Here is a 20,660-nt window from a genome sequence, read left to right as displayed (position 1 = left end):
TCCGAATCTATACACGACAGAAAGCCCACGTTCTAGCATATCCCGTTTCGCTATATTTGGCACCACTTCATCGCAATGACTGTTAGAAGCGGCTATAATTAAATGCGAATGACAATGAAATACGATAGCCGCGCGTTGAACTTAAACATCTATTATCCAACACGGATCGCCGTTTCTAGCGCCACTTCAATCATCTCGTTAAACGTGGTTTGCCGTTCTTGGGCTGTTGTTTCTTCTCCTGTTAAAATATGGTCACTTACCGTTAGTACAGAAAGCGCTTTTCGACCAAATTTTGCCGCTAACGTATATAGCGCCGCCGTTTCCATTTCGACAGCCAAAACGCCGTAACGCGCCCATGTTTCCCAGTCCGGTTGGTCATTGTAAAACATATCAGCGGTAAAGACGTTGCCAACTTTTAACTTCAACCCTTTTTCGACACCGACTTCATAAGCAGTCCGCAACAAATCAAAATGCGCTGTCGGTGCATAATCCCGCCCGCGGAAAGTCAAACGGTTCATATTCGAATCCGTTGATGCGCTCATCGCTAAAATGACATCACGAACGTTCACATCTTTTTGAATTGCTCCACATGTTCCAACGCGAATTAATGTTTGTACACCATAGCTTTGGATTAACTCATTGACATAAATAGAAATCGAAGGAACTCCCATTCCCGTTCCTTGCACGGAAATGCGATGGCCTTTATATGTACCAGTAAAGCCAAGCATGCCGCGCACGCGGTTGTAACATGTCGCTCCTTCTAAAAACGTTTCCGCGATATATTGGGCGCGAAGCGGATCACCCGGCAGCAAAATTTTATCGGCAATTTCTCCTTGTTTTGCTTCGATATGAATGCTCAAGCGGTATACCTCCTTTATTCATCCTATCTTCTTTGGCACCACGTTTTATGCCCTTTTTATCATATCACACAATCAGTGTGATGTGTAAAAAATAATCGCTACGGGCATACTGAGTATACCCCTTGGCAACATTCATGGCACTTTTGCTGTATACATTCGTCTCAATTTTCGAAAGGAGGCATCACACGGATGAAAAAGAAATTGGAACAAGCAGTGGAATATGCGAATAAAACAAATCCATCATCCCGTTCGAGTAATCAACCGTCTACTTCGAAAAAAAAAAAAACAAAGTTTTAAGGGAGAAATATTCTCCCTTTGTTTATGATGTCTTCGAGTGATAATCATCCCGGCGGCGCGCTAAATATTTTTCATTAATATACAATACTTTTTTATCTTTGCTCAGTGTATATTTTTTCTCCCGTTCTTTTCGTTTGCGAATAAACCAACAGCCGAGTATATACATAGGGAGAAATAATTCTTATCTGCTGTTCTATATCCTTTTTAGTTTGTTGCTGCTTATCAGTTGTTCCCTGCTGCTTTTCTTGTGTATCCCCTCTTTCTTCTCTTCCTGCGTAGCTTTTGGTTTTGATATCGGTTGTGCTTTCTGTTCATCGTCGCTGTTCCCAGTCACACTTCCGATAATAAATAAAACCACAAGGATGGCCCAAAACCACCATTTTTTCCATATGTTTTTCATTTTAGCACCCCCTTCCATCCATTATACTGACAAGTAAAAGTAATGAAAATAAAAATGCCCATCTACTCTGTAACATCAAGTACAGTTAAACAATTTTTAGCACTTTGATATCAATGTCTTATATTTAATACTATACATTATATTTGGTTGTTTTTTCATAAAATTATAAAAAGAGATAAAATTGGAATATACAGTAAAGGGAAGGAAGGTACCGTCAAGAATTTTGTTTAATGTAAATGGGGTAGGGTTTCTCTGAAATGGATTTGAATTGATAGGGGACTGATTTTCTCCACACAGGAGACTGAATATTCGGTCTCCTGTGTGGAAAGGGAGAATCCCCCTATTTTGTTTATTTACAGTATTTGGTTAATGATAACGTTCTTCAAACATTCACTCGAGGGCTTCCTGTGCTTCGGCAAATCCTCGCAACTTTCGCCCTGCCCATTTCTCATTAAAATCTTGAATGGTCAAATACACGATTTTTTCAGCGGCTTCTAAACTATTCAAACTGTTCATCGGTTTTAGGCGTTTCCGAATCTCCTTGATCGTTCGTTCGATGGCATTGGTCGTGTAAATCACACTTCGAATACTGCTTGGATCATCCATAAATGTAAGGAGGACATCCAACTCATTGGCCCAAGATTGAACTTCTCTCGGATATTTGCTGGACCATTTCGACTCAAACTGTTGAAACATTTGTAACGCCATCTCCTTATTCGGCGCGCGATAAATCAGCTTGAGGTCCTCTGCCACTTCGAATTGGTCTTTTTTCCGAACACGGCTGAGGGTGTTGCGGACTTTGTGCACGACACAGCGCTGCACATCGGCTTTCGGATACACCGCCTTAAAGGCTCCCTCCAGCCCCGGAAGGCCATCGAATACGCCCAGAAGCACTTCCTTGGCGCCTCTTTTGTAGAGCTGTTGGAGAATCTCCCGCCATCCATAGGCGCTTTCTTGTCCTCCCACGAAGAAATCCAGAATTTCGCGATATCCTTCTTCATTCACCCCTAACACCACATAAATGGCTTCTTTCTCCACGGTTTCGCGACGAAGTTTTACGTATAAACCATCCAAATATAAGACAGAATAACGCTTGTGCAGCGGACGAGTGTGCCATTTCTCGATGTCTTCCTTCACTACATCGGTAATACGGCTGATCGTCGCTGGAGAATAAGCATTTCCTAGAATTCGTTCGATAAACTTGCCAATTTCACGCGTACTCATGCCACTTTGATACATCCTGATGATGGCTTCCTCCAGCCAGCCCGTGTGGCGTTGGTAAGGGGCAAACAGCTGTGTTTGAAATTCTCCGTTTCGGTCTCTAGGGACCAAAAGACCTTCCATCCGGCCATATTGCGTATCTAGATTTCGTTGATAGTAGCCGTTTCTCCTATTCGATGTTCCGGCTTGTTCTATTTCGAGGAAATTCTTGATTTCTTCCCGCATGATCAGTTCTAATTTTTCCTTTACAAACTGACGAATGACATTTTCCAGTTGATTTGCCCAGTCGACATTCGGTATACTTCTTTTAGACATAGGTAGGGTACTCCTTTCTCTAAGATTTTTGGTCCAAATCAGAGAATACCCTACCTTTTTTCTTTTGTTCTAGCAAAATGCTTTACACAAAATTTTATACATCATCACGAAATTTCAGGCATCGTCAATGGTGAAAGGTTTATCAGAATGATTGCGGGTACATTTTTTCGTTTTTGTTTTAGCCAAAATAAAATACGCCTTCTTTCATGTTTTACAACATGAAAGAAGGCGTAAATTTGGTCTTGGTTATATCTCGCCTTTTTGCGTTTTCTCCTTACATTTTCCTTACGATTTTAAAATACTCTTCTAACGTAATTTGTCTTTCAAACATCACTTTTGCTGCTTTTTTGCCGACATACCGAAGATGCCACGGCTCATATTGGTATCCCGTAATCGCTTCTTTTCCTTTTGGGTAGCGAATAATAAATCCGTACTCATGCGCATGCAGGGCGACCCATTTTCCTTCTTTTGTTTCTCCAAAAGCAGTCGTCAATTTGTACCCAACACTTTGGCTTGTTATATCCATTGCCAATCCAGTTTGGTGTTCGCTCTGCCCTGGCAGTGCGACCGCATGAATCGCCCTCTCTTTTCCTTTTTCTTTTACTTCTTCCGCAAATATCATTTTTTGGCGCTCATATGAACGATAGCCAGACACGGCTACAAGCTGGATTCCTTCTTTACGAGCGGCAGCAAATAACGCTTCGAGCGCTTTCGCTGCCTCGGCGCGCATATACCGCTTGTCCACATTTTTTTCGGCAAACGAAAACGGAACGCGCGGTGCAACTAAATCGTTCGGCTTATATGCAGCTGGCAGCGATTGTTCTTTATTCACAAGCGCTAATATATTACTTGGGTTCATAATCACTTTCTGGCCGTTTTGCACTTCAACAATATTCCAATATTCCGGTTCTAACAATAGATCCGGATCTATCGCTTCACGATCTTTAGAATCATCCGGTTTTTTTGGCGTTTCATTTTCTTTCTTTTCATGATGAGTGATTATATGTTTATTCGTTTTATCTGATGCTTTTTCATGTTCCTCTGGAAAATCATTCCATTGACTGCATCCGCTAAATAAAAAAAGCAATACAAAAATCATCCATCGAAACAGCTGTTTCATTATTTCACCTTTTCCGAATCTATACACGACAGAAAGCCCACGTTCTAGCATATCCCGTTTCGCTATATTTGGCACCACTTCATCGCAATGACTGTTAGAAGCGGCTATAATTAAATGCGAATGACAATGAAATACGATAGCCGCGCGTTGAACTTAAACATCTATTATCCAACACGGATCGCCGTTTCTAGCGCCACTTCAATCATCTCGTTAAACGTGGTTTGCCGTTCTTGGGCTGTTGTTTCTTCTCCTGTTAAAATATGGTCACTTACCGTTAGTACAGAAAGCGCTTTTCGACCAAATTTTGCCGCTAACGTATATAGCGCCGCCGTTTCCATTTCGACAGCCAAAACGCCGTAACGCGCCCATGTTTCCCAGTCCGGTTGGTCATTGTAAACATATCAGCGGTAAAGACGTTGCCAACTTTTAACTTCAACCCTTTTCGACACCGACTTCATAAGCAGTCCGCAACAAATCAAAATGCGCTGTCGGTGCATAATCCCGCCCGCGGAAAGTCAAACGGTTCATATTCGAATCCGTTGATGCGCTCATCGCTAAAATGACATCACGAACGTTCACATCTTTTTGAATTGCTCCACATGTTCCAACGCGAATTAATGTTTGTACACCATAGCTTTGGATTAACTCATTGACATAAATAGAAATCGAAGGAACTCCCATTCCCGTTCCTTGCACGGAAATGCGATGGCCTTTATATGTACCAGTAAAGCCAAGCATGCCGCGCACGCGGTTGTAACATGTCGCTCCTTCTAAAAACGTTTCCGCGATATATTGGGCGCGAAGCGGATCACCCGGCAGCAAAATTTTATCGGCAATTTCTCCTTGTTTTGCTTCGATATGAATGCTCAAGCGGTATACCTCCTTTATTCATCCTATCTTCTTTGGCACCACGTTTTATGCCCTTTTTATCATATCACACAATCAGTGTGATGTGTAAAAAATAATCGCTACGGGCATACTGAGTATACCCCTTGGCAACATTCATGGCACTTTTGCTGTATACATTCGTCTCAATTTTCGAAAGGAGGCATCACACGGATGAAAAAGAAATTGGAACAAGCAGTGGAATATGCGAATAAAACAAATCCATCATCCCGTTCGAGTAATCAACCGTCTACTTCGAAAAAAGAAAAAACAAAGTTTTAAGGGAGAAATATTCTCCCTTTGTTTATGATGTCTTCGAGTGATAATCATCCCGGCGGCGCGCTAAATATTTTTCATTAATATACAATACTTTTTTATCTTTGCTCAGTGTATATTTTTTCTCCCGTTCTTTTCGTTTGCGAATAAACCAACAGCCGAGTATATACATAGGGAGAAATAATTCTATTGCTCCTGCATAAACGTACAAAAACTGTTTTGTCCATGTCATTTTTGACAAATGCACGTCAATATCGCTAAACATATAATAAGAAGTTGCCACAATCCCCCCTGCAATAAGCACGTTCATCACATGTAAAAAAGGAACGTCTTTCCAACGAAAAAATATTCGTTCTATTTGTTCTTTGACAAATAACAAAATGGCTGCAGATATTACGCAAAGCAACAAGGAAACAAAAAGCGCGGCCATCATCGTTTCCCCTTCCCCATCATCATTTAACTGCAAAAACTTTCGCGAATGAATCGCTTTTAACTGTACAAACTAATATTGAACCTCTGCATGAGAAAAGTCGCAGATTTTGACGGACGTAAGAGTTTTTCCTACACCTGCGTGCAGGCACTCACTCTGTTTCGTAAGTATCATGGACAAACACTTCCTTAGTGTTTAGCGCCTGTCGGATCGGTTCAAAACCGTTTTCCACTTCACCCAATCGCTCCAGTCACAGGCTTTTCTAGTTATACAATAAATGAAGGAGGAAGCTGTTTATGGGTAAAAAACACCGAAACCGCATCAACGGCCAAAAAAAGAATAACCATATCCCAAAAGAAGCGTTGATTGCTGAGGATGCCGCACATGCGAAAGAATTCTCCGCTGCGGGAGGCAGAAAAAACGGACCGGGTCATCACGACAACCCGGATTCATAACAATGCAATCAATGATGAAAGCCGTTTTATATGAAAAAATAATCTAGAAACCCTTGTGTTACACAAGGGTTTCTATGTGGAAGGATCTACTTCATCAAATGATAAAGTAACTACTTTTGTATATTCCCCCCGGGCAATCTCTTCTTTTGTCGCTTTTTCGTCAAGCTCCTTCTCATCATCCATTCCCGGCGCTAGTTTCGGAAATTCGCGGCTATTCTTTTTTCGCTCCAAGTGATCGCCTCCCTTCCTTTATTATCCATACCCGGAATTTACGTAAACTATTCGACTTTTTTCTTCATTATATCATCATTTTTTCTTTTTCAAACAGAATATTTAGAATTTTTATACTAACGAATATGAATGCGATTAATTTTTTTCCATCCTTCCGGACATAGTTTGTAATACACTTGCCCCTTTAGTCCTTCATCAATTAAGACGATATCTCCTGTACTCATAAAACGTGCTTGATAATCTTTTGGCATTAAATCAGATACGTTAAACATACGATAAAGATATGATAATGCTTCTTGGTGATTGGACGCATTGATCGTCAATCTGTATACTTGTCTGTACCCTTTCGTCTGCCCAAAACTTGGGGTTTGAAATATAGTGATATCATACTTACGCTCTACATGGAGCATTTTTTTCATTAATAGACGTACCATTCGACATCGCTCCTTTTACCCATTTATTTCATAAAATATTAGTGATAAGCGATGTCGATTCCTTCAGCAAAATTGCTCTTGTTTTGTCGAATGACTTTTCAATACCGGTGTTCGAATAAGCAGGCAAACGAAGAGAAAAAATAAGGTAGACGCATCGTTAACTCCCAAAAAAGCTTGAAAAGAAGCTGCCGCTATGGTGTTTCTTTTTATAATGCTTATAACCGTAGTGGGAAGGATGGGTATGTGAATAATGCTCCTTTGAATTATGATAATGGTCGCTGCTGCTGTAATGGCCTTTATGATAATGATGCGACATGCTTCCTTTGAAAATGGCTTTGATAATTTTTTTCAACATCGCAATCACTCCTTTTCGAACAGATTGCTTATAAAACGAGCTTCGTTTCACTTTCATCCAAAATGAATGCTAGGAGGGATGTCGCCATAGAACGAAATCATTTTTTATCCCGAATCGCTCATCCGGTGCAGTCACTGTACCGCTACTTTTTATATAGGCACCACATTGATATTGCTTCCTCATCGCTGTTGCATCAACTTTCGAAGCAATGGGAGCGCCCGTCGCACCCTCACATCACCGAGGAAGAACATAAAATAGTTTCCGAAATTAAGCAAAAAACAGCGAATTATAACCGCAATAACATTACACGGACAGCAGCCTATTTGTCGTTTTTCGAGCGTCATCCGGAAGTACATTGGGCATTTTTGGCACATATCGTTTCCCGGAATGGCGGATGGAATATGACAGATTTAAAAGGAAGTGTCATTTCACGTCTTCTTCCTGCCGAACACATTCATCCGCTTTTTTTATTTTTAGAAAGAGCGAACGCGCTGATTTTTCATGACGCTTACCCCCAACTTTTGTTATATGAAAAAAGTAAACAAAAGAAAAAACCGTTATTTCACCTTCTGGCTAGTTTTTCCGTTTCTTCTTTTATGAAACCGTTTTGGGAATATTTTTTTGAAACAAAAAATTCACCAGTAATCACAGTGGCGCTGATTATTAACGAACAACAGTATATTCAAAAGAGAGTGATGGAAAATAAATTTTTTCAGACGCATGTGCTGTCGACAATGCCATTTATTGCAGAACAATGGCTTGGCTTTAACGATGTGCTGATTCCGTATCAGGCTGGTCCCCACATCCGTCTTGCCGGCACCACCGTTCGTGATTTTGCGGATGTCCATCATCGTATTCATATCGGCAAATCACTTTATAGTATATTGTTTTTTCAACATCGGCTGGCAAAGCGAGCATACCAATTTGCCTCACAACATGCGCATACCGGTTCACGCGCCGATTTTTGGCCGCAGCTATTTTCTGCAGAAAAAGCAGATCCTTTCCGGATTTATAGTCCACGTTTGGAGACGGTATGGCCGAATATCTCCCATCCGTTTTCCGACCGCCGTGACTGGTTTACAGATAAAACTATTATCAAAATGATGGAAACCATCCCTGTTATGAAAGAAGAAGATATAACGGCAAACTATATGCGTAATATTCAAACACTAAACGCAGCTGTCAAAGCAGTTCAATAAAAAACGACGAGTAGTGCTTACTCGTCGTTGTCTCCTATGTCCAGCTCCTCATCAATAATACATTTTTCCAATAAATAATCAAACGTAATATCCGCTAGTTCTTCTAGTTCCGTTTGCGTCGGTACAAAACCGCGGCGGATCAATTCATGATAAAAAAATTCGGCAATTTCTTCCGTATCAATAACAACCTCAATTTCCTTCACCACATCTCGCCCCCTTTGTAATTGTTTTATGTGCACTTATACCGTTTTATGTCAAAAGAATTTGATCATCTATGTACTAATTTTCCCTCTTCGCCCATACATTAGTAGCGTAAAAAAACAATAGCGGAGGGAAATTGTATGGACAAGCAGTCAATCATCGATAAAACAATGGAAACAGTTGTGAATTTGCTGGGAACGGCTATGATATTGCTTGGCGTTCCTTATTTCATTTTCGTTTTAGTTCAATTTTTATTATGGTAATTGGCAACAATTCGTAAACGTTTTACAACTGTTTCCATCATTTGTTTATATTGTTCATCGCCAAACCATTCGTATAAATATTTGTAATCATTATACATATCAAGCAGCTCATCAATGGATTGTGATGGGGTCGTCTCCTCGGAAGGAGAAAGAAGCACGTATGCTTTTATCGGCGCCGATAGGACAATATCTTGCAAAATAATGACGGATGATTCTTCGTCATCTGCTAAAGGAACGACATCCTCCATATTGACTTCAATTTCCCAGCCGTCGATCAATCGTTTAATTCATAGACAATTTCTTCCCATCCTTCTTCTTGATAGCGATAAATTTCCGTACGCACCCCAATCACTTTAAATAGATCGTCGCCGTAATCGTGGACGCGAACGATTTCACCTAAGAAAAACGGCAATTCCACTTCTATTTCTTGCGTAATCCACAAATCGCCAGTAAATTCTGATAATAAAACTAACGCATGTTCCATAAATAAACTGCGGCTGTGATTAATTTCATATAAAAATGCATCATCTATTTGTTGAATATTCGTTATCGTGCCGACCGTTCCATACAACATATTCACGACAATATCTCCAATAGAAAATTTTGGCCGTTTTGCACCACTCATCTATATCCCCCGTTTAAAAGCAGTGATACTACATTATATGCAGGCAAAAATAAGTGGACACCCCTTTCCATCCCGAAAAAAGTGTTTTGGTAACGCTTACAAAAAAGAAATATGGGAATGGGAAGACTTTTACGCCTCCTGTGAAAACTGTTCCCATAGTTCGTCAAATATAATCATGCTATCTAAGTAATCGCCGTTTAGTTCTAAATATCGACTAATTTCATCATAATCGGCGGATGTTTTCGGGAAACTATGATCGTAATATGCCCCGTTAGCAAACCGAACGAACGGATCTTCTTTTTTTCCATCACGAAATTTCAATAAATAATGGTAAAACGAACGCGCCATTGTCCTCATCCTCTCCCTTCTATTCTTTGTTGTTCATTTTAATGAGTTTTTTTGATTTTGTCATCTGTCAAACAACTAAAGCCGCGTTTTTCTTCGTTAATCTTCGTCAAGCATTTTATGTAAAATTCAATGATAGATGCTTCCATCCCCCCTTTTTTCTTGTAATGAAATAGTACGCTGAAAGATGCATTTTCATGAAAATATTTTATGTTTCACCTTATGAAAAATAGGAGTTGCACGCTTCTTATTAGTTTTGATCACTTTGTTCATTCACAATGCTTTTATGAATCCAAATGGCTTCCTGTGTTCCTTCCCCCATGGCGATCGTCACTTGTTCCGAATGAACGCCAATGTCCCCTGCCGCCCAAATATTCGGGACATTTGTTTGTTTTGTCCGTGGATTTGTAGGAATATGCTTGTTTTCTAATCGTTCCACGCCAAGTTGTTTGCATCGATCACAAGAACGCGATGATGATAACGGCCGAGCTGGATCGCCGCCTGCAATCCGGCAATGCCGCCCCCGATAATGATGCATTCGTACATCGTATGTCACATCCCATCATTGCTTTTATTTTTTATTGTTCGTTACTGATTCGTATTCATGCACTTTATAAAAAAAAGCTGTCTCCGTAAAAGAGACAGCGTAAATCAACCATTAACAGACAGCCTGCTGTTCCTCGGCAAAATCAATTTCAAAGCCAAGATCCTCCAGCATCCGATAATCTTCTGATTTTTCTTGGCCAGCTGTTGTTAAATAATCGCCGACAAAAATAGAATTTGCCGCATATAAGCCAAGCGGCTGAAGCGAGCGTAAATTCACTTCCCGTCCGCCGGCGATGCGAATTTCTTTCGTTGGATTCATATAGCGGAACAATGCCAATACTTTTAAACAATATCGTGGATCGAGCTCATTTGTTCCTTCAAGCGGCGTGCCATCAATCGCGTGTAAAAAGTTAATAGGAATGGAGTCCGCATCAAGAATGCGCAAGCTTCGTGCCATGTTAATAACGTCTTGCTTCGTTTCTTTCATGCCGATAATGACGCCGGAACAAGGAGAAATGCCAGCTTGTTTTACCGTTTCAACGGTCCTTACGCGGTCATCATATGTATGGGAAGTCGTGATGTTCGGGTGATGTTCTTTCGATGTGTTAATGTTATGGTTGTAGCGGTCTACTCCCGCTTCCTTCAGGCGCGCTGCTTGTTCTGGTTTCAAAATGCCGAGGCATGCGCAAATTTTCAAACCGAAGCGTTCTTTAATTTCTTTGACCGCTGAAACAACGGTATCGATTTCTTTTTCGCTCGGACCGCGGCCGCTTGCGACAATACAGTATGTCCCTATGCGCATGCGATATGCTTCTTCCGCTCCGCGAATAAGCGTTTCTTTATCCACCATTTTATACGTTTTTACCGGCGCTGTCGAAACGGCAGACTGTGAGCAATATCCGCAGTTTTCCGGACAAAGCCCGGATTTCGCGTTAATAATCATATTTAACTTTACTTTATTGCCGTAATATGTGCGGCGAATGTTATACGCGCCTTGCATCAGCAAAAGCAGTTCTTCATCGGGACAATCTAAAATTGCTTGCGCTTCTTCATCGGTCAATTCATACCCTTCGATGACACGATCGGCTAATTCCAGCCAATTTGGCATTCTTCCTCTCCCCTTTCCATATGATTACATTTATCGTATCGGAAGTGAAGTTATATTGTCAACTAAAATTTTATAAAGGTTAACTATTTTGATCCCATACTTCATCAAGATGGTCGGCCTGAACCTCTGCACGACTAAAGTCGGCAGGTTCTTGTGTACTAAAGAGCTTCGTCTATACCTTCGTATAGACACTCACTCTCATTCCACAAGACTTTCATGGGCAAACACCTCAATGGTGCTTAGCGCCCTGTGCGCCCGGTTCAAGACGCTTTTCATCATTTAAATTCCCATACTGCTTAATAATTTATTACCACTATTTTTTAAACGTTCTACTTCTTTATCATGCAGTCGCTTAAATCTTTCCCATGTCGCAAAACATTTTTCTCTATCGATTTCTTTTAAGTGATCTTTCGCATTCATGATGAGGAACGCACTATATAAATCTCGTTGAATTTTACAGCCATTCATATCGTTCCATCGTTCGGATAACCTCTTTTTTACATATTCACCCGTGATATGATTATATTGGCTGGCTTTCGCAGAGAATGTATCTATTTTTTTGAGCGTTTTTCCGTCATACCGTAATTTTCTGTCTAATATGGCTAAAAACATGCTTGGAGCTTTATTCGCTATACTTTTACCAAATCGTTTCTTTCTATTATACCTTCCTGTTTTCTCATTCATCGTTGTTTCTTTCGCTCTTGCTTGCAATGCTTTATAATTCATTGTTTCCACTTTAATATCATTGCCTAACGATAATATCCAATTTGCCAGCTTATTATGATCTTGCTTGCGTTTTTCCGCTAACTTCCTTTGCAGTTCCGCTAATTGATTTTTTGTTTTGATATAATTTTTGCTCCACATCCACTTTTCTTTGTTTCCTCGCTGGATGGTTCCATCTTCGTTGTACTTATTTGGATTATTTGCTCTCCGCTGCCGGTCTAGTTTTCGCTGCAGCCGCCTTTTTTCCGGATGGATGTCATCCACACTTGGAGCGAGTTCCAACAATTTTACTTCGTTCGGAGCGCAAATGGCGATCGTTTGCGTGCCAATGTCAATGCCGACCACTCCTTCACCACGGGGATGCTTGGCTTTGCCGGTTTGCCGATTGATTTTTGCGGCGGAACCCCTTCCAAAATGAGTTGGGCATAATACTTTACTTTCCCCCGAATCCGTTTACGTACAATGCGGCAATACTTGATTCGGTCTTGCAAGGCGAGATGGGCATACACATCATTTGGTTGGATGATGACAGGGATCATCAGCCCATTCCAATGGATGGCATGGCTTTTGAAGCGAATCCCTGCGGAATTCGATTTTCCCTCTAACGAACCCATTTCGCCGAACCGTTTAAAATACACCCGTTTGGCAGCGCCAAACAAGAACCTTTCTACCGCTTTCCACGCTCTGGTGGCGATTTTTTGCGCCGTATGCGCGTCCATGTGTTTGCGGAAGTGGCGCTGCATTGGCTGAACGAAAGCGTGCATCGCATATTCGGAGAGTCCGTACTCGGTTCGCAGGTCGGAAAGTTGGCGATTTTTTTCTTTGGAGGGCTTCTGTTGAGCAAGGTCTTGATAGCGGGAATCATGTTGGAGTTTTTTGTACCGCTTCAAACATTCCTCTAAACAGGCGTTATACAAACAGCGGCCGATTTCAAACCGCTTTTCGAGGATATGTTTTTGCCATGATTCTGTCTGGAGCCGCAACGTCAATACATAGCTTGGTGTTTTCGCTCCCGCCAATGCAACCCACCTCCTTTACACATGTTTTTGATTTTCAATGTATTTCCTAACGGTTTCTTCTGAAACACATCCAACTGTACAGCAAAAATAGCCGCGAGTCCAAAGGGAAGGCAGTCGACTTTTCAAGGGCGGATATTTTTCACGAAAAATACGACTGCTTCGACCTTTCAATTTCTGGATTAACGCATGAATATGAATTCTTGGATCATAAGGAAATAAACCAATGAACATGGTCAGGCATGATTTCTAACGATTGGATTTCAACATCCTTTTCTTTCACCACTTGATAAAAAATTTTTCTTAAATCTTTTTCCATCTCACCGACTAACACTTTTCGTCTGTATTTTGGGTAGAAAATCACATGATATGGATGAAGATAAACCATTCCTTCTTTATGTAATATTGATCATAGAGATTTAATAAATCACCCCTATCTAATATCATGATAACCAAACATTAGATAGGTTACAATTATAATAATAAAGAATATTCTAATAATTTTATTATTCAGCCACTTCATCCCGATGACTAAAGTCACGGGCTTTCGTAGCAGTTATTCTTGTAAAAATGCCTGCCGGACCTGCGCCGACGACAATGACATCATAATGGCTCTTCATCTGTTCAATCCCCCACTTCCCGTATTCCATTTGTAACTATATCAATTATTTTCCTTCTCGTCAACATAAAACACGAACCTTTCTTCGTGTATACATAAATAATGTTCGTCATTTTTCTATCTTGTTTTCACAGATAAAAACTGATAAGTTGATAAAGTAATAAAAAGAGAGGGAGGAACACGGATGAAGTTTTTCGTAAAAAATTTTATTAACGGTGTGATTACATTTGTGCCGATTATTTTAGCGATATATGTATGCTATAAAGTGTTTGCATTTTTTGATGGACTGTTCGGCAGCTACGTACGGCCATATTTCAAAGATGATTACATACCGGGAATCGGAATATTATGTACGATCATTCTTATTACCGTTCTCGGCTGGTTATCCACACAATATATTAGCAGCAAAATCATTCGGCTTGTTGATCGCCTGTTAGAAAGCATTCCGTTAATTAAAACGGTTTATTCGGTAATAAAAGATACCATCACCTCTTTTGTCGGCGAAAAACGGTCCTTTTCAAAAGTAGTGTTGGTGGAATTGCCTAATACAGGAATGAAATGCATCGGATTTATCACGTCAGAAGAAGTCGCAAACTGGCTCAATCCGCTCCAAGACCATGTCGCTGTCTATATTCCGCAAACGTTCCAGGTAGCGGGCATTACCTTTTTAGTGCCGAAAGAACAAGTCCAGGTTATTGATATGAAGCCGGAAGAAGCAATGAAATTTGTGCTTTCCGGCGGAATGGCCTCGTCCAAAAAGAAAGGGCTGCCTGAAACATAACAGGCAGCCCTTTTGGCAATTAAAAATATCGCTTTTTCCAAAAAATAAGCGCAGTAATGGTCGATAACAAACCAGCAATCAACATCGCCACCATAAATGCATACGGTGAATGCTGATATGGAATCGGCACGTTCATGCCATAGAAGCTTGCAACCATTGTCGGCAAGGAAATCACAATCGTAATCGCTGTTAAAAACTTCATTACAATATTCAAGTTATTCGAAATGACCGAAGCAAACGCGTTCATCGTTCCGCTTAAAATGCTGCTGTATACTTCCGCCATTTCAATCGCCTGTTTATTTTCGATAATGACATCTTGCAGCAAATCTTGATCGTCTTCGTACATGCGCAAATAATTCAGACGCAATAGCCGTTCCATGACAATATTGTTCGCCTTCAGCGACGTCATAAAATAGACTAAGCTTTTTTCCACACTGAGGAGCGAAAGCAATTCTTTATTTTTCATCGATTGATGAAGCTCTTTTTCGATTTCCGTCGTTCTGCGGCTAATTTGTTTTAAATAACGCAAATAATAAGTGGAAATCACATATAGCATTTGCAAAGCAAAACGCGTCTTCATGAACGTGTAAAAGTTTTTAATTTTGTTTTTCGAAAACTCCTCGAAAATCGGATTTTGCTGCAGACAGACAGTAATGAAGCACGTATTCGTAATAATCATGCCGATCGGAATCGTTTCATACATTGGACCATCTACTTCATCATTTGCGGCAATGGGAATATCAACGATAATCAATACGTGATTATCTTCTTTTTCTATGCGTGATCGTTCCTCATCATCAAGCGCATCTGTGATTGAATCGATTGGAATATCAAGATGATTAGCAATATAACGGATTTCGTCTTCCGTCGGAGCTACCAAATTAATCCAGCAGCCGTTTTGAATTTCATCGATTTCTCTCATTTTTCCGTTTGCATCCGATAAATACATTTTCATCATACGCATCCTTCCTCCTTTTCACCGCGAGGAAGTTTGCGCTTCTCCTTTTCCGATCGGAGCCCGTTTTCGTACGATGAGTAGCTCAGTGATCGAAAAAGAAGAAGACAATGCTCCCCCGCTATATTCCGGCTCTGGTTCACTCGAACTTCGACTACTCATATACGAAAACGTCACTCCTTTCGTAAAAAATACTCCTTGATTATAATAACGTTGAATGGCGCATTTGTATAGTAGTTTTCTAAAGAAAAAAGCAGCCTACTGGCTACTTTATTCGCTTGATGGTGTAGTGTTGAAAAAATCACGATCATTTTTTTCCGTTTTGCGGCTATTGGATCGTTTTTTCGATTTTTTTCCCATCACTCCATCGGATTCGTAGCTCAGCGGAAACGAGGTTTTTTTCTCCATTTTTAGTCCTCCTTTTTATTTCTCTTTTTACTTTTTGTCAACTGGACACGATTTAGTCACATTATGAACTTTTTACATCATGTTATAATAAAGATGAGGAGGGTGAAAAATGGACATTATTTTGACGCCAAAAGCATTCGAATGGTACAAAGAAGAGCTTGACTTACAAGAGGGGGATGCTGTCCGCTTTTTCGCGCGCTACGGTGGATGCAGCACCGTACAAAAAGGATTTTCGCTTGGTGTGGCAAAAGATGAGCCTGTAGAACCAGGAGCGCAAACAACGGTCGGTGGAATCACCTTTTTTATAGAGGATGGCGACATATGGTATTTTGATGGCCATAACTTAACCATCGATTTCAATGAGCAGGCAAATGAACCGGTATTTATTATCGATTGATCGTTCCCGCTTCTCATGATGAAAAGAAGGAACGTATTGCTGAAGCAAAAAAGCTAGCACTTTTTTAAAAAGGCTAGCTTTTTTTAATAACGGCGATCGTACAGCGAGAAACACAGACAAGCCGCTGTTGTTCATCAACGATTTTAATATCCCATACCATTGTCGTCTTTCCTCGATGAAGAACGGTGCCTGTAGCAGTGACAGTGCCATTTCGAACAGCGCATACATGGTTGGCGTTAATTTCTAAGCCAACAACGTTTTCGGTTTCTTGATCGATGAGCGCATATGCACCGATGCTCGCAACTGTTTCTGCCAAGGCTACGGAAGCACCGCCATGGAGAAGCCCAAACGGCTGATGTGTGCGATGGTCAACGGGCATCGTCGCTACGACACGTCCTTCTCCTAACTCTGTAATCTCAATACCTAATGCTTCTAACAACGTTCCTTTCCCCATCTCTTTCAAATTAGTTAAATTCACCGTTTCCCCTCCCCTTTACTCACTAAACGAAACCTTTCAAGATGATCAAACAATCCCTCTTGCTGCAAAATCATGATTTGCTTTTCTCCAAGCAAATCAAAATGTGGAAACAACTCACGCTGGTGAATCCACTCTCTTCGCAATCCGTATTTTTCTCCCCATGCCGCAAGTTTTTCTACATCCGAACAGCCGACTTTTGTTACTGTCGTATATTGTGGAAACCGTTCGTCATACCAATAATGAGTTAAGAACGCGATTTTCCCTTTTTTTACTTTCTCCTTCCATTCGATTAATTCCTGCCTACGAATTCCAAAAGCCATAGTATGTATCTCCTTACTTTTTCGCACGTTCGTATGCTTCATGCCAATCCGGGAAATATTTGCGAATGACAATCGGGCGAAATGTATCGCGTTTTACACAAACGTGCTGAGATTTTCCCGTCACGGCAATTTCTCCATCCGGTGTCAAAATTTCATAACCGTATGTCACACGAATGCCGTCATATGCATCAATCCATGTACGGACAGTCGCCGTTTCCCCATAATGAAGCGGTTTTTTGTATGATACTTGAAGATCGATAACTGGAGAAATAATTCCTTCTTTCTCCATATCGGCGTAATGAAATCCTAACTGTTTGATCAGTTCTGTTCGGCCGACTTCCATCCAAACGAGATAATTAGCATGATAAACAACCCCCATTTGATCCGTTTCCGCATAACGTACTTCAATTTGCTTTTCAGCGACTTTCATTAGTTCTCCCTCCGTTACTATCCTTGCGTGTATACAACTATATCTTATCATACTCCATGTTTTATTAGATAAAAAAAACGGAGTCATCCTGCAATCAGGATTACTCCGTTGTCTATATTATCGATAGCCGTTTTCGCGTGCCGCTGCCTCATCTTTAATTTCAGCACGCATTGCTGCAATCGCTTCTTCGCGCCGCTTGTTTTTTTCAGCGATTTTTTCTCGCTCTTCCGGAGAAGCGAATTGCATTGTCTCTTCAGCCTTTTCGATATTTTCAATGGTGTTTTGTACCATATCTTGCAATTTTTCTACATTATCGCTACGATCATCCGGTTTAGGACGATGATGTACCATCACGTTTCCTCCTTCGTGATTGTCATTCGGTATTTATTCGCCTTTTGTTTGAATCACTTGAGCATGTTGCCCAGATTGATCTTGCATTTTTTTCCCTTTATTTCCTCCAGCGGCACGAGGTTGGGTGCCTAGATGGTTCGGATTGAAATATTTTGGGTTTCCCCTCGGATTGCTCATGTACCTCGCCTCCTCACCATCTAGTCTGTCCGCCCGGATGATCGCTATGCATGGCTTATTCTGCTTTTTTTAACATGCGTTCTTCCAATTTTTTTTCGATTTTTTCCATTGCTTCACGGTCATTGAGTAATTGACGTTTATTTTCCATAATTAATTCTTGAAATGTCATTTTACGGGTTTTTCTCATTTCTTAGCCCTCCTCTCAATTATTATTTTAATTTCATTAATTCCCAAAATAGCTGAAAATTATTACAACTTTTCGAAAAATTTTATGTTGCAAATAAAAAAGCACCTTTCTGTTAAGAAAGATGCTTTTATTCACGGAATGCCGCTGTTATTTCCACCATTTGTTTATATGTCATCGGACCGATAATTTTTTTGCGAATGACACCATCTTTATCAATGATATACGATGTTGGAATCGTTTGAATATGATATAGTTCTAATGCTTTCTTTTTTTCATCCAACACCACTGGAAACGATAGTTGATATTCATTGATAAATGACTTTACATTTTCACGAGTATCTTGCGACGTTAAATGAACCGCAAGCAATTCCACGTCAGAATGATAGGCTTTATAAAATTTTTCCATATCAGGCATTTCTTTTTTACACGGCGGGCACCATGTTGTCCAAAAATTGACGATTACCGGCTTTCCGCGAAAATCAGATAAATGTATCGTTTGGCCATTCAATGTCTGCAACGAAAAATCGGGCGCAGCGTTACCTACAGAAAGACCGACTTCCTTTGCTTTTTCTGCTGCCAACGCATTCCAAATGCCGTATCCAGTAATAGCAAGCAGCAATATAGCGACAATGAATTTTTTCATTGATTTCCCTCCCGCTACGTTTATTAAAACATAAAATGATCAAGAAAAAAAGCAAAAAAGGGGCGTCCATAGGACAGCCCCATTTAGATTAGCGGATATTTTTATGTTCGTTTTTCATTTTTTTCGCTTCTACTTCCGCATAGGAAGCAAATTCATTATTAAAACCGTTTTTTTGCTTTGCGTTGTTATTGCGTTGTGCATTGGCGTTGCCAAGTTTCGTGCGACCCATGCGACTTCCTCCTTTGCAACAAGGGTACATCGATAGTATAGGTAAACGGTGAAAAAATTATTTTGTTATTTTTCCCCTGTCGCAATCGGATTTTCTGGATAGGAAATCCAATCACTCCAGCTTCCTGCATACAAACGTACATTCGTATAACCTGCTTCTTTCAACGCAAGCACGTTTGGACATGCCGTCACCCCAGAACCGCAGTACACGATAATGGGAGCATCTTTTTTGATTGCAGAAAAGCGCTCCGCTTGTTCTTGCGGCCTTTTCCAATACCCCTCGTCCGTCACACAGTCTTTCCAAAACATATGGAGGGCTCCCGGAATATGTCCTGCAATGCGATCGATTGGTTCTTCTATGCCTGCGTATCGCTTCCATTCCCGTGAATCGATAATAATCGCCGATGACTCTTGAACCGCACGGCGCACGTCATCGACAGTAGCTAGCCACGAAGGCTGAGGGCGAGGCTGAAATGATCGCGGTTTTACGGCAGCAACCTCTGCTGTGACTGGATACCCCGCTTCTTTCCATTTTGTATAACCTCCGTCTAAGACGTAAACATGCTCATGCCCAAGATAGCGAAGCAGCCACCAACACCGTGAAGCCATCGCCCCGTCCTGGTCATCATATGCAACAACCGTAACCGTTTCATCAATTCCTGCCGCTGATAGCTTCTCTGCCAACTCTTCAACAGTCGGAAGCGGATGCCGTCCGCCATGGTTGGAAACCGGCGCCGACAAATCTTTTTCTAAGTCGAAATAGAGTGCGCCAGGAATATGGTCTTCGATATATTCCGCCAATCCGCGCTTTGGGTCGTTTAAATAAAAGCGGCAGTCGATGATGCGGACGTCTTCCTTGTTAAGCCGCTCCGAGAGCCATGCTTGTGAAACGATATGCTTCACTTTGCTTCCCCCCCTACTTTTTGCTTCGCTCCACATACTCCTTGACCATTTCTGCCGTTACATATTTCCGCACCGGTACTGTCCCTTGTTTTGCCAGTTCGTTTATCTTTTTAGTCACCGCGTTAATTTTTTCGACTGTAAACGGCTGCCCGTTTTGGCAAAGCATCACGGCTTCCTCAATATAGCGCTCCCGTTCTTGTTCGAGTTCGGCAAACCGCTTAAGGATGGCATGCTGTTTTTGGATATGGGCGGTAATCGCTTCATGTACTTCACTCATTAGAATCTTCCTTTCTCTTTTCCTTTTCCATTAAAACGCGAACGTTCGGCTTTGGCGTCCAACACCGGAATTGATAATATGGTTTCGTTTCGTAACCAAGCCGTTGACAATAAGTATAAAGTCCTTGGTCCGTTTTTTGAATCCCGTAATGAATGCAAGTAGCACACGCGTGAAACCGTGTCATCGTCTCTCCCCTTTATA

General features: G+C 41.0%; 38 protein-coding genes and 2 pseudogenes. 5 read left to right on the top strand and 35 right to left on the bottom strand.

Annotated elements, in window-relative coordinates:
• Nucleotides 1-152: 152 nt before the first annotated feature.
• The 6 genes and pseudogenes from deoD (NXM86_RS07715) to NXM86_RS07690 form a co-directional block, all read right to left on the bottom strand.
• Complete coding sequence (deoD, locus tag NXM86_RS07715; RefSeq protein ID WP_015864038.1) at nt 153-860, bottom strand: purine-nucleoside phosphorylase; 708 nt, start codon at nt 858-860, stop codon at nt 153-155.
• 490 nt (nt 861-1,350) lie between these two features.
• The gene (locus tag NXM86_RS07710; protein ID WP_498958849.1) at nt 1,351-1,557 is read right to left on the bottom strand and encodes a hypothetical protein; all 207 of its coding nucleotides are present in this window, start codon (nt 1,555-1,557) and stop codon (nt 1,351-1,353) included.
• 390 nt (nt 1,558-1,947) lie between these two features.
• Complete coding sequence (locus NXM86_RS07705) at nt 1,948-3,093, bottom strand: IS256 family transposase (RefSeq protein ID WP_498958847.1); 1,146 nt, start codon at nt 3,091-3,093, stop codon at nt 1,948-1,950.
• A gap of 274 nt (nt 3,094-3,367) precedes the next feature.
• Nucleotides 3,368-4,213, bottom strand: a complete 846-nt coding sequence (locus tag NXM86_RS07700) for a M15 family metallopeptidase (protein ID WP_375216463.1) — start codon at nt 4,211-4,213, stop codon at nt 3,368-3,370.
• Between the two features lie 164 nt (nt 4,214-4,377).
• A pseudogene (gene deoD, locus NXM86_RS07695) lies at nt 4,378-5,083 on the bottom strand (purine-nucleoside phosphorylase).
• Nucleotides 5,084-5,402: 319 nt separating this feature from the next.
• Entirely contained in the window at nt 5,403-5,804 is a 402-nt protein-coding gene (locus NXM86_RS07690) for a hypothetical protein (protein ID WP_041269682.1), read from the bottom strand.
• 296 nt (nt 5,805-6,100) lie between these two features.
• On the opposite strand from NXM86_RS07690, the gene yoyE reads away from it, so the two are divergent.
• Complete coding sequence (gene yoyE / locus NXM86_RS07685; RefSeq protein WP_015864042.1) at nt 6,101-6,259, top strand: protein YoyE; 159 nt, start codon at nt 6,101-6,103, stop codon at nt 6,257-6,259.
• Nucleotides 6,260-6,331: 72 nt separating this feature from the next.
• Here the strand turns inward: yoyE and NXM86_RS07680 are convergent, their stop codons facing one another.
• The 3 genes from NXM86_RS07680 to NXM86_RS07670 all read right to left on the bottom strand — a co-directional run bounded on the left by NXM86_RS07680 (nt 6,332) and on the right by NXM86_RS07670 (nt 7,279).
• Nucleotides 6,332-6,490 (bottom strand): hypothetical protein, encoded by a 159-nt coding sequence (locus NXM86_RS07680; RefSeq protein ID WP_015864043.1) that lies wholly within the window; start codon nt 6,488-6,490, stop codon nt 6,332-6,334.
• A gap of 116 nt (nt 6,491-6,606) precedes the next feature.
• Complete coding sequence (locus NXM86_RS07675; RefSeq protein WP_062677717.1) at nt 6,607-6,924, bottom strand: YodL domain-containing protein; 318 nt, start codon at nt 6,922-6,924, stop codon at nt 6,607-6,609.
• Between the two features lie 157 nt (nt 6,925-7,081).
• Nucleotides 7,082-7,279, bottom strand: a complete 198-nt coding sequence (locus NXM86_RS07670; RefSeq protein ID WP_062755957.1) for a hypothetical protein — start codon at nt 7,277-7,279, stop codon at nt 7,082-7,084.
• 62 nt (nt 7,280-7,341) lie between these two features.
• On the opposite strand from NXM86_RS07670, the gene NXM86_RS07665 reads away from it, so the two are divergent.
• Complete coding sequence (locus NXM86_RS07665; RefSeq protein ID WP_375216464.1) at nt 7,342-8,478, top strand: DUF2515 domain-containing protein; 1,137 nt, start codon at nt 7,342-7,344, stop codon at nt 8,476-8,478.
• A gap of 17 nt (nt 8,479-8,495) precedes the next feature.
• Here NXM86_RS07665 and NXM86_RS07660 read toward each other — a convergent pair whose 3' ends face one another.
• On the bottom strand, nt 8,496-8,681 hold the full coding sequence (locus tag NXM86_RS07660) for a YozD family protein (RefSeq protein ID WP_041269910.1): 186 nt from the start codon (nt 8,679-8,681) through the stop codon (nt 8,496-8,498).
• 138 nt (nt 8,682-8,819) lie between these two features.
• Between NXM86_RS07660 and NXM86_RS07655 the strand changes: the two genes are divergently transcribed.
• On the top strand, nt 8,820-8,942 hold the full coding sequence (locus tag NXM86_RS07655) for a hypothetical protein (protein ID WP_015864046.1): 123 nt from the start codon (nt 8,820-8,822) through the stop codon (nt 8,940-8,942).
• Here the strand turns inward: NXM86_RS07655 and NXM86_RS07650 are convergent.
• From NXM86_RS07650 to NXM86_RS07600, 11 genes and pseudogenes are all read right to left on the bottom strand, one after another.
• Nucleotides 8,924-9,220: a YodN-related protein gene (locus tag NXM86_RS07650; protein ID WP_498958844.1), complete on the bottom strand. Its 297-nt coding sequence runs from the start codon at nt 9,218-9,220 to the stop codon at nt 8,924-8,926. The genes NXM86_RS07655 and NXM86_RS07650 overlap by 19 nt on opposite strands.
• Complete coding sequence (locus tag NXM86_RS07645; protein WP_498958843.1) at nt 9,217-9,567, bottom strand: YodN-related protein; 351 nt, start codon at nt 9,565-9,567, stop codon at nt 9,217-9,219. The genes NXM86_RS07650 and NXM86_RS07645 overlap by 4 nt, the downstream gene beginning before the upstream one ends.
• Before the next feature lie 129 nt (nt 9,568-9,696).
• Entirely contained in the window at nt 9,697-9,915 is a 219-nt protein-coding gene (locus NXM86_RS07640; RefSeq protein WP_041269683.1) for a YozE family protein, read from the bottom strand.
• A 247-nt stretch (nt 9,916-10,162) separates the two neighbouring features.
• Nucleotides 10,163-10,363: pseudogene (locus NXM86_RS07635) on the bottom strand (pyridine nucleotide-disulfide oxidoreductase); the annotation flags it as partial.
• Nucleotides 10,339-10,458 (bottom strand): FAD-dependent oxidoreductase, encoded by a 120-nt coding sequence (locus NXM86_RS07630; RefSeq protein WP_015864049.1) that lies wholly within the window; start codon nt 10,456-10,458, stop codon nt 10,339-10,341. The gene NXM86_RS07630 and the pseudogene NXM86_RS07635, both read right to left, overlap by 25 nt.
• A gap of 112 nt (nt 10,459-10,570) precedes the next feature.
• Nucleotides 10,571-11,566, bottom strand: a complete 996-nt coding sequence (bioB, locus tag NXM86_RS07625) for a biotin synthase BioB (RefSeq protein ID WP_062755965.1) — start codon at nt 11,564-11,566, stop codon at nt 10,571-10,573.
• A gap of 279 nt (nt 11,567-11,845) precedes the next feature.
• Complete coding sequence (locus NXM86_RS07620) at nt 11,846-12,634, bottom strand: nuclease/transposase family protein (RefSeq protein ID WP_498958841.1); 789 nt, start codon at nt 12,632-12,634, stop codon at nt 11,846-11,848.
• Entirely contained in the window at nt 12,577-13,308 is a 732-nt protein-coding gene (locus NXM86_RS07615) for a hypothetical protein (protein ID WP_498958839.1), read from the bottom strand. Before NXM86_RS07615 ends, NXM86_RS07620 begins: the two co-directional genes overlap by 58 nt.
• A gap of 15 nt (nt 13,309-13,323) precedes the next feature.
• Nucleotides 13,324-13,539: an IS200/IS605 family transposase gene (gene tnpA / locus NXM86_RS07610; protein ID WP_205729486.1), complete on the bottom strand. Its 216-nt coding sequence runs from the start codon at nt 13,537-13,539 to the stop codon at nt 13,324-13,326.
• The gene (gene tnpA / locus NXM86_RS07605) at nt 13,514-13,693 is read right to left on the bottom strand and encodes an IS200/IS605 family transposase (protein ID WP_233252989.1); all 180 of its coding nucleotides are present in this window, start codon (nt 13,691-13,693) and stop codon (nt 13,514-13,516) included. The genes tnpA (NXM86_RS07610) and tnpA (NXM86_RS07605) overlap by 26 nt, the downstream gene beginning before the upstream one ends.
• Before the next feature lie 118 nt (nt 13,694-13,811).
• Nucleotides 13,812-13,925: an NAD(P)/FAD-dependent oxidoreductase gene (locus NXM86_RS07600; RefSeq protein ID WP_216368391.1), complete on the bottom strand. Its 114-nt coding sequence runs from the start codon at nt 13,923-13,925 to the stop codon at nt 13,812-13,814.
• 183 nt (nt 13,926-14,108) lie between these two features.
• Between NXM86_RS07600 and NXM86_RS07595 the strand changes: the two genes are divergently transcribed.
• Nucleotides 14,109-14,705 carry a DUF502 domain-containing protein gene (locus tag NXM86_RS07595; RefSeq protein WP_205423633.1) on the top strand — a complete coding sequence of 199 codons (597 nt, stop codon included), beginning with the start codon at nt 14,109-14,111 and terminating at the stop codon, nt 14,703-14,705.
• Between the two features lie 19 nt (nt 14,706-14,724).
• Here NXM86_RS07595 and NXM86_RS07590 read toward each other — a convergent pair whose 3' ends face one another.
• The 3 genes from NXM86_RS07590 to NXM86_RS07580 all read right to left on the bottom strand — a co-directional run bounded on the left by NXM86_RS07590 (nt 14,725) and on the right by NXM86_RS07580 (nt 16,068).
• Entirely contained in the window at nt 14,725-15,663 is a 939-nt protein-coding gene (locus tag NXM86_RS07590; RefSeq protein ID WP_062677371.1) for a magnesium transporter CorA family protein, read from the bottom strand.
• A gap of 18 nt (nt 15,664-15,681) precedes the next feature.
• Nucleotides 15,682-15,822 carry a hypothetical protein gene (locus NXM86_RS07585; protein ID WP_156779788.1) on the bottom strand — a complete coding sequence of 47 codons (141 nt, stop codon included), beginning with the start codon at nt 15,820-15,822 and terminating at the stop codon, nt 15,682-15,684.
• Between the two features lie 108 nt (nt 15,823-15,930).
• Nucleotides 15,931-16,068 (bottom strand): hypothetical protein, encoded by a 138-nt coding sequence (locus NXM86_RS07580; protein ID WP_015864055.1) that lies wholly within the window; start codon nt 16,066-16,068, stop codon nt 15,931-15,933.
• A gap of 109 nt (nt 16,069-16,177) precedes the next feature.
• Between NXM86_RS07580 and NXM86_RS07575 the strand changes: the two genes are divergently transcribed.
• Nucleotides 16,178-16,465: a HesB/YadR/YfhF family protein gene (locus NXM86_RS07575; RefSeq protein ID WP_062755973.1), complete on the top strand. Its 288-nt coding sequence runs from the start codon at nt 16,178-16,180 to the stop codon at nt 16,463-16,465.
• A 73-nt stretch (nt 16,466-16,538) separates the two neighbouring features.
• Here the strand turns inward: NXM86_RS07575 and NXM86_RS07570 are convergent, their stop codons facing one another.
• The 11 genes from NXM86_RS07570 to NXM86_RS07520 form a co-directional block, all read right to left on the bottom strand.
• Entirely contained in the window at nt 16,539-16,919 is a 381-nt protein-coding gene (locus tag NXM86_RS07570; RefSeq protein ID WP_171699310.1) for a hotdog fold thioesterase, read from the bottom strand.
• A gap of 20 nt (nt 16,920-16,939) precedes the next feature.
• Nucleotides 16,940-17,263 (bottom strand): hypothetical protein, encoded by a 324-nt coding sequence (locus NXM86_RS07565; protein WP_062755977.1) that lies wholly within the window; start codon nt 17,261-17,263, stop codon nt 16,940-16,942.
• A gap of 13 nt (nt 17,264-17,276) precedes the next feature.
• Entirely contained in the window at nt 17,277-17,693 is a 417-nt protein-coding gene (locus NXM86_RS07560) for an acyl-CoA thioesterase (protein WP_081189208.1), read from the bottom strand.
• 117 nt (nt 17,694-17,810) lie between these two features.
• Complete coding sequence (gene tlp, locus NXM86_RS07555; RefSeq protein ID WP_089097729.1) at nt 17,811-18,044, bottom strand: small acid-soluble spore protein Tlp; 234 nt, start codon at nt 18,042-18,044, stop codon at nt 17,811-17,813.
• A gap of 33 nt (nt 18,045-18,077) precedes the next feature.
• A complete protein-coding gene (locus tag NXM86_RS07550; RefSeq protein ID WP_015864061.1) occupies nt 18,078-18,221 on the bottom strand; it encodes an acid-soluble spore protein N in 144 nt (47 codons plus the stop codon).
• Nucleotides 18,222-18,276: 55 nt separating this feature from the next.
• The gene (locus tag NXM86_RS07545; RefSeq protein ID WP_015864062.1) at nt 18,277-18,408 is read right to left on the bottom strand and encodes an FbpB family small basic protein; all 132 of its coding nucleotides are present in this window, start codon (nt 18,406-18,408) and stop codon (nt 18,277-18,279) included.
• A gap of 127 nt (nt 18,409-18,535) precedes the next feature.
• Nucleotides 18,536-19,051, bottom strand: a complete 516-nt coding sequence (locus NXM86_RS07540; RefSeq protein WP_062755981.1) for a redoxin domain-containing protein — start codon at nt 19,049-19,051, stop codon at nt 18,536-18,538.
• 88 nt (nt 19,052-19,139) lie between these two features.
• Nucleotides 19,140-19,280, bottom strand: a complete 141-nt coding sequence (ypzF, locus tag NXM86_RS07535; protein ID WP_015864064.1) for a protein YpzF — start codon at nt 19,278-19,280, stop codon at nt 19,140-19,142.
• A gap of 65 nt (nt 19,281-19,345) precedes the next feature.
• Complete coding sequence (locus NXM86_RS07530) at nt 19,346-20,182, bottom strand: sulfurtransferase (protein ID WP_328269192.1); 837 nt, start codon at nt 20,180-20,182, stop codon at nt 19,346-19,348.
• Between the two features lie 13 nt (nt 20,183-20,195).
• Complete coding sequence (locus NXM86_RS07525; RefSeq protein ID WP_015864066.1) at nt 20,196-20,459, bottom strand: YpbS family protein; 264 nt, start codon at nt 20,457-20,459, stop codon at nt 20,196-20,198.
• The gene (locus NXM86_RS07520) at nt 20,452-20,643 is read right to left on the bottom strand and encodes a hypothetical protein (protein ID WP_062755987.1); all 192 of its coding nucleotides are present in this window, start codon (nt 20,641-20,643) and stop codon (nt 20,452-20,454) included. Before NXM86_RS07520 ends, NXM86_RS07525 begins: the two co-directional genes overlap by 8 nt.
• Nucleotides 20,644-20,660 lie beyond the last annotated feature (17 nt).

The organism is Geobacillus sp. CX412 (assembly GCF_027942335.1).
GTDB classification, from domain to species: Bacteria; Bacillota; Bacilli; order Bacillales; family Anoxybacillaceae; genus Parageobacillus_B; species Parageobacillus_B toebii.
This window is presented reverse-complemented; position numbering and strand designations above follow the sequence as displayed.

Coding starts and splice junctions, on each gene's coding strand:
- NXM86_RS07710 (WP_498958849.1), bottom strand. CDS start 1,557: ATGAAAAACATATGGAAAAAATGGTGGTTTTGGGCCATCCTTGTGGTT.
- NXM86_RS07705 (WP_498958847.1), bottom strand. CDS start 3,093: ATGTCTAAAAGAAGTATACCGAATGTCGACTGGGCAAATCAACTGGAA.
- NXM86_RS07700 (WP_375216463.1), bottom strand. CDS start 4,213: ATGAAACAGCTGTTTCGATGGATGATTTTTGTATTGCTTTTTTTATTT.
- NXM86_RS07690 (WP_041269682.1), bottom strand. CDS start 5,804: ATGGCCGCGCTTTTTGTTTCCTTGTTGCTTTGCGTAATATCTGCAGCC.
- yoyE (WP_015864042.1), top strand. CDS start 6,101: ATGGGTAAAAAACACCGAAACCGCATCAACGGCCAAAAAAAGAATAAC.
- NXM86_RS07675 (WP_062677717.1), bottom strand. CDS start 6,924: ATGGTACGTCTATTAATGAAAAAAATGCTCCATGTAGAGCGTAAGTAT.
- NXM86_RS07670 (WP_062755957.1), bottom strand. CDS start 7,279: ATGTTGAAAAAAATTATCAAAGCCATTTTCAAAGGAAGCATGTCGCAT.
- NXM86_RS07665 (WP_375216464.1), top strand. CDS start 7,342: ATGAATGCTAGGAGGGATGTCGCCATAGAACGAAATCATTTTTTATCC.
- NXM86_RS07655 (WP_015864046.1), top strand. CDS start 8,820: ATGGACAAGCAGTCAATCATCGATAAAACAATGGAAACAGTTGTGAAT.
- NXM86_RS07645 (WP_498958843.1), bottom strand. CDS start 9,567: ATGAGTGGTGCAAAACGGCCAAAATTTTCTATTGGAGATATTGTCGTG.
- NXM86_RS07640 (WP_041269683.1), bottom strand. CDS start 9,915: ATGGCGCGTTCGTTTTACCATTATTTATTGAAATTTCGTGATGGAAAA.
- NXM86_RS07630 (WP_015864049.1), bottom strand. CDS start 10,458: ATGTACGAATGCATCATTATCGGGGGCGGCATTGCCGGATTGCAGGCG.
- bioB (WP_062755965.1), bottom strand. CDS start 11,566: ATGCCAAATTGGCTGGAATTAGCCGATCGTGTCATCGAAGGGTATGAA.
- tnpA (WP_205729486.1), bottom strand. CDS start 13,539: ATGTTCATTGGTTTATTTCCTTATGATCCAAGAATTCATATTCATGCG.
- tnpA (WP_233252989.1), bottom strand. CDS start 13,693: ATGGTTTATCTTCATCCATATCATGTGATTTTCTACCCAAAATACAGA.
- NXM86_RS07600 (WP_216368391.1), bottom strand. CDS start 13,925: ATGAAGAGCCATTATGATGTCATTGTCGTCGGCGCAGGTCCGGCAGGC.
- NXM86_RS07595 (WP_205423633.1), top strand. CDS start 14,109: ATGAAGTTTTTCGTAAAAAATTTTATTAACGGTGTGATTACATTTGTG.
- NXM86_RS07590 (WP_062677371.1), bottom strand. CDS start 15,663: ATGATGAAAATGTATTTATCGGATGCAAACGGAAAAATGAGAGAAATC.
- NXM86_RS07585 (WP_156779788.1), bottom strand. CDS start 15,822: ATGAGTAGTCGAAGTTCGAGTGAACCAGAGCCGGAATATAGCGGGGGA.
- NXM86_RS07580 (WP_015864055.1), bottom strand. CDS start 16,068: ATGGAGAAAAAAACCTCGTTTCCGCTGAGCTACGAATCCGATGGAGTG.
- NXM86_RS07575 (WP_062755973.1), top strand. CDS start 16,178: ATGGACATTATTTTGACGCCAAAAGCATTCGAATGGTACAAAGAAGAG.
- NXM86_RS07570 (WP_171699310.1), bottom strand. CDS start 16,919: ATGGGGAAAGGAACGTTGTTAGAAGCATTAGGTATTGAGATTACAGAG.
- NXM86_RS07565 (WP_062755977.1), bottom strand. CDS start 17,263: ATGGCTTTTGGAATTCGTAGGCAGGAATTAATCGAATGGAAGGAGAAA.
- NXM86_RS07560 (WP_081189208.1), bottom strand. CDS start 17,693: ATGAAAGTCGCTGAAAAGCAAATTGAAGTACGTTATGCGGAAACGGAT.
- tlp (WP_089097729.1), bottom strand. CDS start 18,044: ATGGTACATCATCGTCCTAAACCGGATGATCGTAGCGATAATGTAGAA.
- NXM86_RS07550 (WP_015864061.1), bottom strand. CDS start 18,221: ATGAGCAATCCGAGGGGAAACCCAAAATATTTCAATCCGAACCATCTA.
- NXM86_RS07545 (WP_015864062.1), bottom strand. CDS start 18,408: ATGAGAAAAACCCGTAAAATGACATTTCAAGAATTAATTATGGAAAAT.
- NXM86_RS07540 (WP_062755981.1), bottom strand. CDS start 19,051: ATGAAAAAATTCATTGTCGCTATATTGCTGCTTGCTATTACTGGATAC.
- ypzF (WP_015864064.1), bottom strand. CDS start 19,280: ATGGGTCGCACGAAACTTGGCAACGCCAATGCACAACGCAATAACAAC.
- NXM86_RS07525 (WP_015864066.1), bottom strand. CDS start 20,459: ATGAGTGAAGTACATGAAGCGATTACCGCCCATATCCAAAAACAGCAT.
- NXM86_RS07520 (WP_062755987.1), bottom strand. CDS start 20,643: ATGACACGGTTTCACGCGTGTGCTACTTGCATTCATTACGGGATTCAA.